General features: G+C 67.9%; 13 protein-coding genes, 2 pseudogenes and 1 riboswitch. Of the genes and pseudogenes, 11 read left to right on the forward strand and 4 right to left on the reverse strand.

The annotated features are described in order from the left end of the window. Positions 1-36: 36 nt before the first annotated feature. The 3 genes from ACWPN3_RS06460 to ACWPN3_RS06470 form a co-directional block, all read right to left on the reverse strand. Positions 37-615 (reverse strand): manganese efflux pump MntP, encoded by a 579-nt coding sequence (locus ACWPN3_RS06460; RefSeq protein ID WP_098736136.1) that lies wholly within the window; start codon positions 613-615, stop codon positions 37-39. An 82-nt stretch (positions 616-697) separates the two neighbouring features. After that, positions 698-822: riboswitch (yybP-ykoY riboswitch) on the reverse strand. Positions 823-848: 26 nt separating this feature from the next. Further along, on the reverse strand, positions 849-1,649 hold the full coding sequence (locus ACWPN3_RS06465) for a guanine deaminase (protein WP_492261247.1): 801 nt from the start codon (positions 1,647-1,649) through the stop codon (positions 849-851). A 582-nt stretch (positions 1,650-2,231) separates the two neighbouring features. Then, on the reverse strand, positions 2,232-3,419 hold the full coding sequence (locus ACWPN3_RS06470) for a urate hydroxylase PuuD (RefSeq protein WP_492243914.1): 1,188 nt from the start codon (positions 3,417-3,419) through the stop codon (positions 2,232-2,234). Positions 3,420-3,716: 297 nt separating this feature from the next. On the opposite strand from ACWPN3_RS06470, the gene ACWPN3_RS06475 reads away from it, so the two are divergent. From ACWPN3_RS06475 to ACWPN3_RS06505, 7 genes are all read left to right on the forward strand, one after another. Then, the gene (locus tag ACWPN3_RS06475; protein WP_492243913.1) at positions 3,717-4,304 is read left to right on the forward strand and encodes a LysE family translocator; all 588 of its coding nucleotides are present in this window, start codon (positions 3,717-3,719) and stop codon (positions 4,302-4,304) included. A 106-nt stretch (positions 4,305-4,410) separates the two neighbouring features. After that, the gene (locus ACWPN3_RS06480; protein ID WP_109451342.1) at positions 4,411-5,910 is read left to right on the forward strand and encodes a sensor histidine kinase; all 1,500 of its coding nucleotides are present in this window, start codon (positions 4,411-4,413) and stop codon (positions 5,908-5,910) included. Beyond that, positions 5,900-6,349, forward strand: a complete 450-nt coding sequence (locus ACWPN3_RS06485; protein WP_109451340.1) for a response regulator — start codon at positions 5,900-5,902, stop codon at positions 6,347-6,349. Before ACWPN3_RS06480 ends, ACWPN3_RS06485 begins: the two co-directional genes overlap by 11 nt. Beyond that, complete coding sequence (locus tag ACWPN3_RS06490) at positions 6,346-7,386, forward strand: sensor histidine kinase (protein ID WP_109451338.1); 1,041 nt, start codon at positions 6,346-6,348, stop codon at positions 7,384-7,386. The genes ACWPN3_RS06485 and ACWPN3_RS06490 overlap by 4 nt, the downstream gene beginning before the upstream one ends. A gap of 165 nt (positions 7,387-7,551) precedes the next feature. Further along, complete coding sequence (locus ACWPN3_RS06495; RefSeq protein WP_492243911.1) at positions 7,552-8,340, forward strand: TetR/AcrR family transcriptional regulator; 789 nt, start codon at positions 7,552-7,554, stop codon at positions 8,338-8,340. 6 nt (positions 8,341-8,346) lie between these two features. Next, positions 8,347-9,585 carry an efflux RND transporter periplasmic adaptor subunit gene (locus ACWPN3_RS06500; RefSeq protein ID WP_247873272.1) on the forward strand — a complete coding sequence of 413 codons (1,239 nt, stop codon included), beginning with the start codon at positions 8,347-8,349 and terminating at the stop codon, positions 9,583-9,585. A gap of 10 nt (positions 9,586-9,595) precedes the next feature. Then, entirely contained in the window at positions 9,596-12,670 is a 3,075-nt protein-coding gene (locus tag ACWPN3_RS06505; RefSeq protein WP_109451334.1) for a multidrug efflux RND transporter permease subunit, read from the forward strand. 85 nt (positions 12,671-12,755) lie between these two features. On the opposite strand, the gene ACWPN3_RS06510 is transcribed toward ACWPN3_RS06505, so the two are convergent. Then, entirely contained in the window at positions 12,756-12,944 is a 189-nt protein-coding gene (locus tag ACWPN3_RS06510) for a hypothetical protein (protein WP_109050254.1), read from the reverse strand. Between the two features lie 370 nt (positions 12,945-13,314). On the opposite strand from ACWPN3_RS06510, the gene ACWPN3_RS06515 reads away from it, so the two are divergent. From ACWPN3_RS06515 to ACWPN3_RS06530, 4 genes and pseudogenes are all read left to right on the forward strand, one after another. After that, positions 13,315-14,166, forward strand: a complete 852-nt coding sequence (locus ACWPN3_RS06515; protein ID WP_492243909.1) for a phosphate/phosphite/phosphonate ABC transporter substrate-binding protein — start codon at positions 13,315-13,317, stop codon at positions 14,164-14,166. Positions 14,167-14,240: 74 nt separating this feature from the next. Then, positions 14,241-15,785 (forward strand): annotated as a pseudogene (locus tag ACWPN3_RS06520) (histidine kinase dimerization/phospho-acceptor domain-containing protein); the annotation flags it as partial. 70 nt (positions 15,786-15,855) lie between these two features. Then, positions 15,856-16,398 (forward strand): annotated as a pseudogene (locus ACWPN3_RS06525) (response regulator); the annotation flags it as partial. Between the two features lie 156 nt (positions 16,399-16,554). Then, positions 16,555-16,902 (forward strand): Hpt domain-containing protein, encoded by a 348-nt coding sequence (locus ACWPN3_RS06530; RefSeq protein WP_492261248.1) that lies wholly within the window; start codon positions 16,555-16,557, stop codon positions 16,900-16,902. Positions 16,903-17,011: the final 109 nt, after the last annotated feature.

Raw genomic sequence — 17,011 nt, forward strand, 5'->3', positions numbered from 1 at the left:
CATTTTCGGTGCCTCTCCCGCCGTTCGGTGCAGCGCTTACCCCATCGTGTGCTCGAGCAGGATCTTCGCGCCCAGCCCGATCAGCACCACGCCGCCGGCCATTTCCGCCCAGCGCCCCAGATGGTTGCCGGCGGCCTTGCCGATCAGCACGCCGCCGAAGGCGACGGCGAAGGTCACCACGCCGATCAGCGCCGAGGTCGTCACCATGTCGACATCGACCAGCGCCAAGCCCGCCCCCACGGCGGCGGCGTCGATGCTGGTGGCGACGGCGGTGGTCAGCAGGGCCAGCCATTCGGCGCGCACGCTGCGCACCGGGCCGCAATCCTCCTCGCCCTCATCCTCGCCGTCCATGATGGCGTTGCGCAGCATCGCACCGCCGACCGCCAGCAGCAGGCCGAAGGCGATCCAGTGATCAACCGACTCCACCAGGCTGGCGAAAGCGATGCCGATGCCCCAGCCGACCAGCGGCATGGCGAACTGGCAGACGCCGAAGGCGGCTCCCACCCGCACCGCTTCCGGCAAACCGGCACGGCGCGAACAGGCCCCGCGGCCGAGAGCGGCGGCGAAGCTGTCCATCGAAAGGCTGAAGGCGAGCGCGAGGGACGTGGCGATCATGGCTATTCCCGGGCCAGACAACACAGTGGAATCGGACGGACTCCGGCTGGCCGCGGAGATGTCCGATCCACTGGTCTCGCCGGGTCGACCCTTTGGTCGCCGTGCGCGCCATGGCGGTAACGGCCGGAGGCCGAAACCATCCAAGTCTGTTGACGCGAACCCCACCGGATCGCTGCCGGCGGGTGGCTACTCCCCAATGACGGCGGAAGTCCTACAGGGACTAGGGGCTTGGGTCAAGCGCCGGTTTGCCGCAGGTGCGAATTGCGGCCGCGTAGATAGGTGGCGGCCACCGAACGGTCGTCGCCCAGCGTCACTTGGATGAACAGCTCCTCCTCCAGATCGCAGTCCACCGCCTTCATGCGATGTCGCATAGCCGGCGTCGCGGCGGGATCGAGCACGACGAGGTCGGCCCAGCGGCCGGGCTCCAGGCTGCCGATCTCGCCGGCCATGCCCAAGGCTTCGGCATTGCCGCGGGTCATCCAGTGCAAGGCGGCGAGCGCCGGCAGGTTCTGCCGCCGCAGTTGCAGCACCTTGTAGGCCTCCGCCGCGGTGCGCAGCATGGAATAGCTGGTGCCGCCGCCGACATCGGTGGCGATGGCGGTGCGCACCGGCCGCTCCGGCTTCGACAGGGCGTCGAGGTCGAACAGGCCGCTGCCGATGAACAGGTTGCTGGTCGGGCAGAAAACGGCGACCGAGCCGCTCTCCGACAGCCGGGCCATCTCCGCTTCCGACAGATGGATGCAGTGGCCGAACAGCGAGGTCGGCCCCAGCAGCCCGAAGCGGTCATAGACGTCGGTGTAGTCGCGGGCACCTGGGAACAGCCGCCCCACCTCGGCGATCTCGTCGGTGTTCTCCGACAAATGGGTCTGCATGTGGACGCCGGGATGCTCGCGCAGCAGCGCGCCGGCGGCCTCCAGCTGCGCCTCGGTCGAGGTGATGGCGAAGCGCGGAGTCACGGCGTAGCGCTGCCGCCCGGTCCCGTGCCAGCGGCCGATCAGAATCCTTGCCGTCGCGATAGCTGCTCTCGGCCGTATCGGTCAGGGCGGCGGGCGCATGGCGGTCCATCATCACCTTGCCGGCGATCAGCCCGGCGCCGCGCGCCTCGGCCTCGGCGAATAGGGCGTCGACCGACTGCGGGTGGACCGAGCCGTAGACCACAGCCGTGGTCGTGCCGTTGCGCAGCAGCTCGTCCATGAAGAAGGCGGCGTTGGCGGCGGCATGGACCGGGTCGGCGAAGCGCTGCTCCTCGATGAAGGTGTATTTTTCCAGCCAGTCGAGCAGCTGGGCGCCGTAGGAGGCGATGACCTGGGTCTGCGGGAAATGGATGTGGGTGTCGATGAAGCCCGGCAGCACCAACTTGCCGCTGTGGTCGTCGACCGCCACCCCGTCCGGAACCCGGCCACGCAGGTCGGCCCAGTCACCGGCCTCCAGAATCCGCCCGTCCGCCCCGACCAGCAGCAGCCCGTCCTCACGATAGGTCAGGCAATCGAGGTCCCCCGGTCCGGCGGGTGCGCGGTTGAAGCTGAGCAGGCGCCCGCGGACGGCGGCGGAAACGGGGGCGGCGATAAACTGGTCGGGCATGGGGGTCCGGTTCGATGGAGTGCTGTGAGGGAGGGTTACTTAATGTCCCCGGACCACGCCGCCAACACCGCCCGCTCCTGCGGGGTGATTCCGGTGATGTTGGCGGGGGGCATGGCGCTGCTGTAGCCGGCTTGCAGGCGGATCTGCTCGGCATGGCGGCGGATGCCGTCGCCCTCCAGCACGACGCCGCGCGGCGGGGTGGCGATGCCCTCCCACACCGGCTGGGCGGCATGACACATGCTGCAGCGGGTGGCGACGATCTCCTCCACCTGATTGAAGCCGACCTTCACCGGCGCCGCAGCCGCCGTATCGGCGGTCGCCGGCCCCAGGGTGCTGAGCCAGATGCAGCCCAGCATGCCGGCGGCGGCCACCCCCCAGGTCCACCAGGGCGTCGGCTTGCCGGCATGGCGGCTGTTGAAGAAATGGCGGATCGCCGTGCCGACCACCAGGACCAGCGCCACCATCACCCAGTTGTAGCGGGTGGAGCTGACCAGCGGGTAATGGTTGGACAGCATCAGGAAGACGACCGGCAGGGTCAGGTAATTGTTGTGCAGCGAGCGCTGCTTGGCCTTTTTGCCCAGCGACGGATCCGGCGTCTCGCCGCGCAGCATGGCGGCCACCGTCTTGCGCTGGTTGGGGATGATCAGCATGAAGACGTTGCAGGCCATCATCGTCGCCATCAGGGCGCCGACCTGCAGCATGGCGCCGCGCCCGCTGAAGATCTTCGTCATGCCCCAGGCGGTCGCCACCAGCATGACGAATCCGGCGACAGCCAACGCCCCGTCGTTGCGGCCAAGCGGCGACTTGCACATCAGGTCATAGGCGACCCAGCCCGCCACCAGCGCGCCGACGCTGATCGCCACCGCCTGCCAGTGGCTGAGCGCCAGCACGTCCTGGTCGATCAAAAACAGGTCGGCGCCGCGGTAATACAGCACGCACATCAGGAAGAAGCCGCTGAGCCACGTCGCGTAGGATTCCCACTTGAACCAGGTCAGCTCCTCCGGCAGCTGCGGCGGGGCGACCATGTATTTGGTCATGTGGTAGAAGCCGCCGCCATGGATCTGCCAGGCGTCGCCCGCCGTCCCGGCCGGCGCCCCGGTGCGCTTGCGCAGCGAGGCGTCGAGATGGATGAAGTAGAAGGACGATCCGATCCAGGCGATGGCGGTGATGACGTGCAGCCACCGCGCCAGGGCGTTGATCCATTCCCACAGGATGGGCTCCATCGCGCGCACGCTCCTTCCGGTCAGGTCGATGGCTTGACTGTAAGGCCAGTGTGCAGCTGCGGAAAACCATTCGTCCGTCCCAACAGCTTCAAAAAATGACGAAAGATGGAACTGCGGTTTCAAGCTCGCTGCCGAAGGAGTGCGGCCGCGGCAGTCACGATCATGGCGACGCCCTCAGCCATCCGCTCCATTAGGATACGTAATGTGAAAGATTAAGATTATTCCATTCCTTAATTCCTCCGACCGCTCTAACCAGACCTCAGGTCATCGGGTCGGGGGGTGGAGGAGATGCAAACCTTGAGCGGTTTCGCGCTTTTCGTGCTGGCGGCAACGATGTCTCCCGGCGGGGCCACGACGCTTGCCACCGCATCGGGCATGAATTTCGGCTATCGGGGATCGCTTCCGTTGATCGCCGGAATATCGCTCGGCCTCGCCGGCATGGCCGCCGCCGCCGCGGCCGGGATCGAGGGTATATTCGTTGCCGTGCCGGCGATACAGACGGCGGTCAAGATCGCGGGAACGGCTTATCTTCTCTGGCTGGCTTTTCAGCTGTCACGGACGGGTGCTCCGAAGACGACCGGATCGGTTGCCAAGCCGGCGAGCATCGCGGGCGGTGCCTGGCTTGTCCTGTACAATCCGAAGGGCTGGGCGATGACCACCGGAGCCGCCGCATCCTTCTCGTCGATTGGCGACGGTCCGGCCGAAGTTGCCGTTATTCTCGGAATTGCCTTCGGATGCTTCGCGTCGATATCGCTGTCGGTCTGGTGCCTGGGCGGCCGGCTGCTCCGGCGCGTCCTGACCCGGGACCGGCACTGGAGAGCACTCAACATCGCGCTGGCGCTTCTCCTGGTCGCATCGATCCTGCCGATCTGGATCGATCCATGACGGCAAATCCCCGGCCGCCGAAAGACCCGAGCCGTCAATCGATTGCCAACCCTCCTGCGAATTGGTAGAGGAACTAATTCTTCCTCGTACCGCACGGCTCTCCGCGATGCCCACGTCCGGCAGCACAGTCACCCGCCGTGCCCTTCTGATGCTGCTCGCCGCCGCCTTCGCGCTGCTGGCGATTATCGTGATGTCGGGGTGGCTGGCAGACAGCACTCAGCAATATTCCCGCTCGGTCAGCCGGATATCGTCCCTGCGCGTCGCCGCCGGGACCCTGCTCAGCCAGTTGCAGGATGCCGAGATCGGACAGCGCGGCTACCTGCTGACCGAGGACCGCCAGTATCTCAAGCCCTACGAGACGGCCGTCGCGGCGGTGGACGCCACCATCGCCCGGCTGCGCGAGCTGGCCGACGGCGATGCCGGCGAGCTGCGCATCCTCGACCATCTCGTCGATCTGGCTGCGGCCAAGCGGCAGGAGTTGGCGGAGACCATCGCCCTGATGGAGGCCGGACGCCGGGACGACTCCCTAGCCATCGTGCAGACCGGGCGCGGCATGAGGCTGATGGACGATGCCCGGCGCTCGCTCGCCGACCTGATCACCCCCGCCGATGCGCAGCTCGACACCCAGCTCCGCGCCCTGACCGGGCAGGCCAGGACATCGGGATGGGTGGCGATCCTGGGCGGCCTGTTCATCCTGCTGGTCGTCGGCGGTGCCGTGTGGATTGCGGTCGGCTACACGCGCGCCCTCATGCAGGCGCAGCGTGCGATCCAGGCCCTCAACGATTCCCTGGAGCAGCGCGTGTCGGACCGCACCATGGAGTTGCAGCGGGCCAACGGCGAGATCCAGCGCTTCGCCTACATCGTCAGCCACGATCTGCGCGCGCCGCTGGTCAACGTGATGGGCTTCACCAGCGAGCTCGAAGCGGGGCTGGCCAGCGTAACCGCCGATCTCGATCGCCGACCGGCGGATGGCGACGACGCCACGGCGGCGGAGGCGCGGCGGGCGGTCGCCGAGGACATGCCGGAGGCCATCGGCTTCATCCGCACGTCGACGACGAAGATGGATCGTCTGATCAACGCCATCCTCGCCTTGTCGCGCCAGGGCAGCCGGACGCTGAACCCCGAACCCGTCTCCATGCAGGCTCTTGTGGAAGCCGTGGCCGCCAGCAACCGCCACCGGGCCGGCGAACTGGGCTGTGCCGTCGACATCGCCGGCCCGCTGCCGTCGCTCGTCTCCGACCGGCTCGCCCTGGAGCAGGTGTTCGGGAACCTGCTGGACAATGCGATCAAATATCTCGACCCCGCCCGGCCCGGCCGGATCGCCATCCGCGGACGGTCGGAAGCGGATTCGCTGATCTTCGAGGTCGCGGACAACGGCCGCGGAATTGCACCGCAGGATCACGAACGCATCTTCGAGCTGTTCCGCCGGTCCGGCGTGCAGGACCGTCCGGGAGAGGGAATCGGCCTCGCCTATGTCCGCACGCTCGTCCGGCGCCTGCAAGGCGATGTCACTGTCGATTCCGTTCCTGGACAGGGCAGTATCTTTCGCATAAGCCTTCCGAAAGTTCTTGCCCTGTCCCCGGAGAAGCCCGCTCATGAATCGTGACCCTCAATCGGTCTGCATCGTCATGATCGAGGACGACGAGGGACATGCCCGCCTGATCGAGAAGAACATCCGGCGGGCCGGCGTCACCAACGAGATCGTGCCCTTCACCGACGGCACCAGCGCCCTCGATTACCTGTTCGGTCCGGACGGAAGCGGACAGGCCAGCATGGGCCGGGCGCTTCTGATCCTGCTGGATCTGAACCTGCCGGACATGACCGGGGTCGATATCCTGTCCAGGCTCAAGGCGAACCCCCACACCAAGCGCTTCCCCGTCGTGGTGCTGACCACCACCGACGACCGGCAGGAAATCCAGCGCTGCTACGACATCGGCGCCAACGTCTACATCACCAAGCCGGTGAACTACGAAAGCTTCGCCACCGCGATCCGGCAGCTCGGTCTGTTCTTCTCCGTCATCCAGGTTCCCGAGGCGGAGGCATGACCGACCCGGCCATACGCATCCTCTACATCGACGACGACGTTGCCCTGGCCCGGCTGGTGCAGCGGAAACTCGAACGGCGCGGCTACGCGGTGGAGTGGGCGAAGGATGGCCGGGACGGGTTGGAGCGGCTTGAACAGGGCGGCATCGCGGTGGTCGGGCTGGACCACGAGATGCCGGGAGCGACCGGGTTGGACATACTGCCCGCCCTGCTGGCGCGCGAGAATGCCCCGCCGGTCATCTATGTCACCGGTGCCGGCGACACGCGGGTGGCCGTCGCGGCGCTGAAGGCCGGTGCTGACGACTATGTTCCCAAGGAGACCGGCGAGGGATTCTTCGATCTGCTGGCGGCGGCCATCGAGCAGGCGCTCGAAAAGGCCATTCTGCGCCGGGAACGGGAGCGCGCGGACCGGGAGATGCGCGCCGCACGGGACCGGGCGGAGCTGCTGCTGCGGGAGGTCAACCACCGGGTCGCCAACAGTCTGGCCCTGGTGGCGGCCTTCGTGCGGATGCAGCGGTCAAGCCTGTCCGATTCCATGGCCCGCACCGCCCTGGACGAGACCCAGCTGCGCATCACCGCGATCGCCGGCATCCACCGAAGCCTCTACACCTCCGACGACGTCCGCTCCGTCCGCTTCGACGCCTATCTGGAAACGCTGCTCGCCGAAATGCACACCGCCATGGCGTCCCAGCGCCCGGACAGCTTCGTCGTCGTCGCCGACGAGGTCTCCGTGCCGACCGACAAGGCCGTGTCCCTGGCGGTCATCGTGACCGAACTGGTCACGAACGCCTGCAAATACGCCTATCCCGACGGCCGGGCCGGCAGCATCCGCGTGCGGGCGACGGCTGCCGAAGGGCAGCTGTCGGTGAGCGTCGAGGATGACGGAGTCGGCTTCTCCGGCGACGATGCCCCCCAGGGAACCGGCCTCGGCACCCGCATCGTCCAGGCGATGGCGGCCAGCCTGGGGGCGCTGCTGCATCATGACCGTCAGCATGCCGGCACCCGGGTGACGCTGACGATGCCGCTGCAACCGCTCTGACCGCCGCAGACCGCTCCTGTCAGGGGCCGGGCAGGAGACCCTCGGCCATCCATCCAAACCCCATGGACAGGATGCCGCACCCAAGCTATATCTCCGCCGGCAAGGTGAGTAAGCACTCACTTATCACAAGCGACTGACCCGGCACCCTCCGATGGCCCCCTTCTGATGGCCCCGCGCCTCGACAGCCACGCCCGCAAGCGGGCGATCCTCGACGCCGCCTTGCCGCTGTTCGCACGCAAGGGCTTCGCCGCGACCACCACCAAGGAGATCGCGCAGGCCGCCGGCGTGTCGGAGGCGCTGATCTTCAAGCATTTTCCGTCCAAGGCCTCGCTCTACGAGTCGATCTTCCTCAGCTGCATCGACGGCGATCCGGAATATGAACGGCTGGTGGCGTTGCCGCCCAGCACCAGCACGCTGGTGCAGATGATCCAGGGGATGGTGAACTACTTCGTGATCGAGCTGCCGGCCGATCCCGACGAACGCGCCCGCCATCGCCTGTCGATCATCAGCCTGCTCGAAGACGGCGAGTTCATGCGGCAGGTTTTCGAGGGCATCCGCAGCCGCTTCCTGCCCTGCTTCGCCGCCTCCATCGAGGCCGCGACCGCCGCCGGCGACCTGCTGCCGGGTCCGGTCGATGCGGAGAACGGATTCTGGCTCGCCGAGCATCTTTGCGAGATGATGGCGACCGTCTGCCTGTCCGGCGGGGCCATCGTACCCTATCCCTGCGGCCGTCCCGACCTTGCGCGCCAGACGATCTGGTTCATCCTGCGCGGGCTCGGCCTGCGTGACACCGCCATCGCCGCGCATGAAAGCGGCGGACGCTTTCCCTTCGTGCCTTCCCAGCCGCCGCCGGAGCCGCCGCCACATGGCGCAGCCAAGCCCGCAAATGGCGCAGCCAAGCCCATGAATGGCGCAGCCGAGAATGACGAACCCACACCCGAGAGACCGGAGTAGCCGATCGTGACCCTGGACCATTCGCCAAAGACCGAGACGTCATTCGGCCACCCGGCGTCCGAGCCGGGTCGCGGGGCGCCTCCCCCCACCTCGCCGCCGCGCAAGCCGGTGACGCGCGGGCGGCTGACCGTGCGCATCGTCATCACGCTGGTGATCCTGGGACTGCTGGGTGCGGGGCTGTACGGCTTCAACAGCTTCCGCGCCAAGGCCATCGCCGACTTCTTCGCCAACAACAAGCCGCCGCCCACCCCGGTGGCGCTGGCCGAGGCGACGGTGCAGACCATCCCGAAATACCTGACCGCCATCGGCACGCTCCAGGCGGCGCGTCAGGTGACGGTAGCCCCCGAAGTCGCCGGCCGCATCGACCGCATCCCCTTCGAATCGGGCGCCCGCGTCAAGGCCGGCGACCCGCTGGTGCAGTTGAACGACGCCACCGAGCAGGCCGACCTGCTGGCCCAGCGCGCCCAGGCGCGTCTGGCCGAGCTGAACCTGGAGCGCTACCGCGACCTGCGCCGCAGCCAGGCGACGCCCCAGAGCAACGTCGACCAGTATCAGGCGCAGCTCGACGAGACCAACGCCAACATGAAGCGCACCAGCGCGCTGATCGGCCAGAAGCTGATCAAGGCGCCGTTCGACGGCGAGCTGGGCATCCGGCAGGTCAATGTCGGCGACTACGTCAATCCCGGCGCCACCATCGTGACGCTGACCGACCTGTCGCAGCTCTACATCAACTTCACCCTGCCGGAGCAGAGCTTCACCAAGCTGTCGGTCGGCCAGGGCGTGCTGATCAACGTCGACGCCCTGCCGGGCCGCGATTTCGAGGCGAAGATCACCACCATCGAGCCGCAGGTCAGCGCCGACACCCGGGCCGTCAAGGTGCAGGCCACCATGGACAACCGGGAGCGCCAGCTGCGGCCGGGCATGTTCGCCAATGTCCGCGTCGTCCTGCCGCCGCAGCCCAACACGCTGACCGTTCCGGAAACCGCGGTCGACTACACGGTCTACGGCGATTCGGTCTTCGTCGCCCAATCGCAGAAGACCCAGGACGGCAAGGAGCAGCTGGTGGTGGAGCGCAAGCCGGTCAAGGTCGGCGACCGCCTCGCCAACCGCGTGGAGATCCGCAGCGGCATCAACCCCGGCGACCGCGTCGTGGTGTCGGGCCAGCTGAAGCTCGCCAACGGCGCGGCCGTGGTCCCGGCGGAGAAGAATCCGCTGACCCCGCCGCAGACCCTGCCGCAGAACTGAGGCCGACGCCATGGGCAGTTTCACCGATATCTTCATCCGCCGGCCGGTCCTGTCGCTCGTGGTCAGCCTGCTGATCCTGCTGGTCGGGGCCCGCGCGCTGCTGGAGCTGCCGATCCGGCAGTATCCGCAGTTGCAGAACACGGTCATCACCGTGACCACCAGCTATCCCGGCGCCTCGCCGGAGCTGATGCAGGGCTTCATCGCCACGCCGATCGAACAGGCGGTCTCCTCGGCCGAGGGCCTCGACTATCTGACCTCCTCCTCCACCCAGGGGCAGAGCGTCGTCACCGCCTATGTCCGGCTGAACTTCGACCCCAACGTCGCGATGACCGACGTGATGGCAAAGGTGCAGCAGGTCAAATACCAGCTGCCACGCGAGGCCAACGACCCGGTCATCCTGAAATCGACCGGCGAGACCACCTCGATCCTCTATATGGGCTTCTCCAGCCCCGAATTGTCGGGAGCGGCGATCTCCGACTACCTGACGCGCGTGGTGCAGCCGGTGCTGTCCACGGTGGAGGGCGTCGCCCGCGCCCAGATTCTGGGCGGCCAGACCTTCGCCATGCGGCTGTGGCTCGACCCGGTCAAGATGGCGGCGCGCAACATCTCGCCGGCCGACGTCTCGGCGGCGGTGGCCGCCAACAACTACCAGTCGGCTCCCGGCCAGACCAAGGGCGTCTTCGTCATCTCCAACGTCACCGCCAACACCGGCCTGACCGACGTTGAGCAGTTCCGCGACATGGTGGTGAAGGCCAAGGACGGGGCGCTGGTGCGCATGCGCGACATCGCCACGGTCGAACTCAGCTCCAAGAGCTTCGACGCCAGCGTGGCGATGAACGGGCAGCAGGCGATCTTCATCGGCATCGACAGCACCCCCACCGGCAACCCGCTGAACATCGTCGCCGACATCCGCAAGATGGAGCCGGAGCTGCGGCGCAACCTGCCGCCCAACATGAACATGGAGATCGTCTACGACAGCACCCGCTTCATCCAGGCCTCCATCGACGAGGTGGTGAAGACGCTGCTGGAGGCGGTCGCCATCGTCATCGTCGTCATCTTCCTGTTCCTCGGCAGCCTGCGCTCGGTTCTGATCCCGGTGGTGACGATTCCGCTGTCCATCGTCGGTGCGGCCACCTTCATGCTGGCTTTGGGATTCTCGCTGAACCTGCTGACGCTGCTGGCGATGGTGCTCGCCATCGGCCTCGTGGTCGACGACGCCATCGTGGTGGTGGAGAACATCCACCGGCATATCGAGCACGGCAAGTCGAAGGTCGCCGCGTCGCTGATCGGCGCCCGCGAGATCATCGGGCCGGTCATCTCGATGACCATCACGCTGGCGGCGGTCTACGCCCCCATCGGCCTGCTCGGCGGCCTGACCGGCGCGCTGTTCCGCGAATTCGCCTTCACGCTGGCCGCGTCGGTGATCGTGTCGGGTGTGGTGGCGCTGACCCTGTCGCCGATGATGTGCTCCGTCATTCTGAAGGAGGGGGAGCCGGGCCGCTTCGCCGCCTTCCTCGACCGCCAGTTCGAACGGCTGGCGGGCTGGTACGAGCGGCGGCTGCACGGCATGCTCGACTATCGCGCCGCGACCCTGCTGTTCGCGGTCGGCATCCTGCTGTCGGTCGGCTACCTGTTCGCCAACACCATGTCGGAACTGGCGCCGGAAGAGGACCAGGGCATCCTGTTCGGCATCTCCAAGGGGCCGCAATACGCCAACCTCGACTACATCGACAGCTTCGGCAAGCAGATCGACGAGACCTTCGCCGCCTTCCCGGAGACCGACACCCGCTTCATCCTGACCGGCCTGCCCACCCTCAACCAGGGCTTCGCCGGCATGATCCTGAAGCCGTGGGGCGAGCGCAAGCGGTCGGCCAAGGAGCTGCAGCCGCTGGCCCAGGCCGAGTTGGGCAAGGTGACGGGCATCAACGTGTTCCTGGTGTCGCCGCCGGCCCTGCCCGGCTCGACCGGCGGCCTGCCGGTGCAGATGGTGATCTCCAGCCCCGGCGACTACCGCACCATCTTCGACGCCATCGAGCGGATCAAGGACGCCGCCACCAAGAGCGGCATGTTCATCGTCACCGACAGCGACCTGCAATATGACAGCCCGGTCGTCCGGCTGAAGATCGACCGCGCCAAGGCCGCCGATCTCGGGCTGACCATGCAGTCGGTGTCGAGCACGCTGTCGGTGCTGGTCGGCGGCAACTACGTCAACCGCTTCAACCTGAACGGCCGCTCCTACGAGGTCATTCCCCAGGTGCCGCGGGCCGAGCGCCTGACTCCTGAGTCTCTGACTAACTACTACGTCACCTCCGGTTCGGGCGCCCAGATCCCGTTGTCGACCGTGGTGTCGGTGGAAACCGCGGTGGAGCCCAACGCGCTGAACAAGTACAACCAGCTGCCCTCGGCCACCTTCTCCGCCGTGCCGATGCCGGGCGTCTCGATGGGTCAGGTCGTCGAGTTCCTGGAGGAGCAGGCGCGCACCCAGCTGCCGGCCGGCTTCAACCACGCCTACCTGTCGGAATCGCGCCAGTTCGTGACGGAGGGCAGCCAGCTGATGGTCACCTTCGCCTTCGCGCTGATCGTGATCTATCTGGTGCTGGCCGCGCAGTTCGAATCGCTGCGCGACCCGCTGGTCATCCTGGTGTCGGTGCCGATGTCGATCTGCGGCGCGCTGCTGCCGCTGTTCTTCGGCGTCGCCACCATGAACATCTACACCCAGGTCGGTCTGGTGACCTTGATCGGCCTGATCTCCAAGCACGGCATCCTGCTGGTGGAGTTCGCCCGCGAGATGCAGCTCAACGAGGGCGTCGACCGCCGCACCGCCATCGAGCATGCCGCCCGCGTCCGCCTGCGCCCGATCCTGATGACCACCGCGGCGATGGTGGTCGGCCTGCTGCCGCTGCTGACCGCGGCGGGTGCCGGTGCGGCCAGCCGCTTCTCCATCGGTCTGGTCATCGTGTCGGGCATGCTGATCGGCACGCTGTTCACCCTGTTCGTCCTGCCGGCCGTCTACACCCTGCTGGCCAAGGACCACTACGCCGCCTCCCGCTCCAACCGGGCGGAGCAGCTGCGCAGCACGACCTGACGCGCCGTCGGGCATCCTTCGACGAAACAGGCCCCTCCCAACCGGGAGGGGCCTGTTTTCGTTCGGAGCTTTCTTTCGGGGCCTCTCACCCCGCCAGCTCCGCCGGCACCGGCAAATCCTCGCCCTCCTCGCGGCGGAGCATCCAGATCATCCAGCGTTCCGTGTGGATCAGCAGGCGCCGGGTCTCGACGCTGTCGCAGCCGCGGCTGTGACTGCGCAGGAGGCGGATGGCGCGGCAGATGGCGGACTGCGGGTCCTGGGCTCGTTCCGGCACGGGCGGGGTCCTCGGTGGCTGTGCGGGGGTTGATGCGGGCTCTCCGACACATAGCGGACCGGTCCGCAACCAAAGCGTGATCTTTCTTGGCTTCGTGCAGAATCCTGTCCGGCCGCCGTTCCGAAGTTGCGCACCTCCGCCGGAATGATGCGGGGTGTGACGGTCAAAGGTCCAAGGAGCGCCGCCAGCAGTGGGTGTTGGCCGGTTCATGCCCGGCAAAGGCCACCCTGTGCGCTCTTGCCCCTACCTGCGGCATTTATCGAATGTTATATCTTTCGTCCTAGACCACCGCTCGGGCCGCCGCCGTCACGAATGCTGTCCGTCCAAGCGCCGGCATTTCAAACCTGCAGTCCGTAGGGAGCCGAAAGCCATGACCAAGCGACCGTTCGTCCGCCTCGCCGCGCTCTGTTCCGCCGTGCTGTGCGGCCTGGCGGCCACCGCTCCGTTTCCGGCTCTGGCAGAGGAGCAGGCGTTCCGCATCGGCATCGCCCCGCACACCAGCGCCCGCGTCATCATCGAACAGTACCAGCCCGTCCGCCGCGCGGTGGAGGCGGCGCTGGGCCGGCCGGTGGAGATCGTGACGGCGCCCGACTTCACCGCCTTCGCCCGCCGCGCGGTCGAGCAGGACTACGACATCGCCGTGACCACCGGCCATCAGGCGGAGATGCTGCGCAAGGATGCCGGCTACCTGCCGCTGCTGACCTACAAATCGGACTTCCGCGCCGTGCTGGTGACGGCGGCCAAGGGTCCCTACCGGACGGTCCAGTCGCTGGCCGGCACCACCGTGCTGGGGCTCAGCCCATCGTCGCTGGTCACCCTGTGGGGCCAGCACTGGCTGGCCGAGCAGAAGCTGCCCAACATCCAGCTCCGCTATGTCAGCGCCGCCGACAGCGTGGCCCAGCTGATCCTGGCCGGCGACGCGTCGGCCGGCTTCATGTCGCTGGCCAACCGCGCCAAGCTGGCGCCGGAGGTGCAGGCCCAGCTGTCCACCGTCGCCGAAAGCCGGTCGATGGCCGGGCGCGTCTATATGCTGAACGGCAAGCAGGCCACCCTGGCCGAGCCGCTGCGCAAGGCGCTGTTCGCCTTCGGCGAAACCGCGGAGGGCCGGACCTATTTCGACGCCAACCAACTGGGCGGCTACCGCCCGGTCACCGACGAGGAGCTGGAGGCGATGGAGCCGCTGGCCGACGAGGTCCGGAGCGTCCTGAAGGCCGGGAAATGATCCTGTCCCGTCTGGCGCCCTGGAAGACGCTGCGCGGGCGCATGCTGGCCGCCGCCATGGCGGTCGAGGCGATCATGCTGACCCTGCTGGTCGCCAACAGCGTGCGCCTGCTCTACGGCAGCCTCGCCGAACAGGCCAAGCTGCATGCCGAACAGGTGGCGCCGGTGCTGAACGCCGCCCTGGTGGCGCCGCTGGCCCAGCGCGACTATGCGACCCTGCAGGCGGTGCTGGACGAAAGCCGCTCCACCGGCGGCGTGCTCTATCTCGCCGTCGCCGACAGCAAGGGCAAGCTGGTGGCGACCAGCGGCTGGCCGCAGGACCGCAGCCTGCCCGCTCCCGACCCGACGCTGACGCTGGACGCCAAGGACGGCGTCGCCCGCTACGACGTGACGGTGCCGGTGTCGCTGGCCGGCCAGAAGCTGGGCACGGTGCAGTTCGGCCTGGAGCTGGCCCACATCGTCCAGGCCCGCCGCGACCTGCTGACCCAGGGCATCGCCATCGCCCTGTCGGAGATCCTGCTGTCGGCCGGGCTGCTGACCCTGCTCGGCCTGTGGCTGACCCGCCATCTGGCGGCGCTGGCGCGGGCCAGCGAACGGGTGGCGGCCGGCGATTACAGCCCGCCGGCACTGGCGGAAGGCGACGACGACATCGGCCGGCTGGGGGCCGCCTTCAACACCATGTCCCACGCCATCAAGGAGCGCGTCGACCAGCTGACCGTGGCCCTGGACGAGCAGGAGGCGCTCGCCCGCGACATGGAGCAGGAACGCGCCCGCCTGTCGGCCCTGCTGTCGGCAATGGATTTCGGCGTGCTGTTCGTCGGCGCCGACGGGCGCATCGCCTATGCCAACCCGGCCTTCTCCGCCCTGTTCGCCATTGCCGGGGCGCCGGTCGGCCACCGGCTGGACGAGACGCTTGCCAATGCCGGCAACGCCCCCAGCGACACCGACCACACGCTGCTGTCGGCGGTGGACGGCGACGAGCGGCGCGAGATGACGCTGACCGACGGGCGCATCGTCAGCTGGCACAATGTGCCGGTGCGCAATGCTGCCGGGACCGCCATCGGCAAGCTGTGGCTGTGCATCGACGTGACCGAGCCGCGGCGCGCCGCCGAACAGCTGCTCCAGGCCAAGGAGAAGGCGGAAGCCGCCAGCCGGTCGAAGACCGAATTCCTGGCGACCGTCAGCCACGAGCTGCGCACCCCGATGAACGGCGTGCTGGGCAACCTGACCCTGCTGGCCGATGCCTCGCTGCCGGCGAAGGAGAAGCGGCTGGCCGACGTCGCCCGCCGGTCGGCCGAAACGCTGCTGCGGCTGTTGGACGACATCCTGGACCTGTCGAAGCTGGAGGCCCGGCGCATCGACCTGGAGGAGGCCGACTGCGCCCTGCCCCAGCTGATCGACGGCGTGCTGGAGGTGCTGCGCCCCAATGCCACCGACAAGCGGCTGGACCTGTCGGCCCGGCTTATGCCGTCGGTGCCGGAGGTGATCGTCACCGACCCGGCCCGGCTGCGCCAGATCCTGTTCAATCTGGTCGGCAACGCGGTGAAATTCACCGAAGACGGCCACATCGCCGTGCGGGTGCGCCGGCTGGATCGCGACCCTGCCGAGTCCGCTCCCCAGGGCCGCCCGGACTCCTTCCTGCTGGAGTTCGAGGTGGAGGACACCGGCATCGGCATCGCGCCCGAACTCGGTGCCGACCCTGTTCGACCGCTTCACCCAGGCCGACAGCTCGATCACCCGGCGCTATGGCGGCACCGGGCTGGGGCTGGCGATCTGCCGCGACCTCTGCCTGCTGATGGGCGGCAGCATCGCCGTCGACACCGCTCCCGGCCGCGGCAGCGTCTTCCGCTTCACCATCGTCGCCGGTCCCGGCGATCCGTCGGCGCTGCGCCGCGTCGATGCCGGCCACGGAACCAGCCTGGGCGAGGCCGCGCGCGTCGCCGCCTTGCCGCCGCTGCGCGTGCTGGCGGTCGACGACATCGAGGTGAACCGCGACATCGTCCGCGGCATCCTGGAACGCGCCGGCCACAGCGTGGCGCTGGCCGCCAGCGGCGGCGAGGCGGTGCGCATGGTCCGCGACCAGCCCTTCGACCTCGTGCTGATGGACATCCAGATGCCGGGCATGGACGGGCTGACCGCCACCCGCCGCGTGCGCGACCTCCCCGGAGACAGGGGCAGCGTGCCGATCCTGGCGCTGACCGCCCATGCGTCGGGCAGCTCGCGGCCGGAATGCCTGTCGGCCGGAATGAACGGCTTCGTCACCAAGCCCTTGCGTCCCGCCCTGCTCTTCGCCGAAATGGCTTCGGTGCTGGGCAAGGGCAATGGCGGGAACAGCCCGCCCCCCACCCCGGAACAGGCCGCTCCCGAATCCCCGTCTCAGAAGGCTGACATGACCGCTATCCCGGACGCCGACCTGCTGGACGAAGAACAGGTATCGCTGCTGCTGGAGGTGCTGACGGCCGACGACTGGGCCGCCTCCATCGCCGGCTTCACCGAGAATGGCCGCAAGACCATCGACGGCCTAGTCGCCCAGGCACGCGCCGGAGAGCCGCACAACCGCACCGCCCACACGCTGAAGGGCACCTCGCTCAATCTCGGCGCCGCCGCCCTCGGCCTGTTGGCGAAGGAGTTGGAACACGCCCCCGCCGCCGCGGTTCTGGAACAGGAAGGGCGTCTCTACGAGCTGCTCGACCGCTCGCTCGCAGCATTGGCCGCACGCACGCCCATGAACGTCTGAACGGATAAGCCGACGGTTGGACAGCACCCATCAGGCAATGGCGGCTTCCACATTCGGACAGGTGGTCGCGGCACAAAAGCTTCCCTGAAGCGTTGATCCATCAGGACAA

The sequence above is a fragment of the Azospirillum sp. UENF 111221 genome (assembly GCF_058780625.1).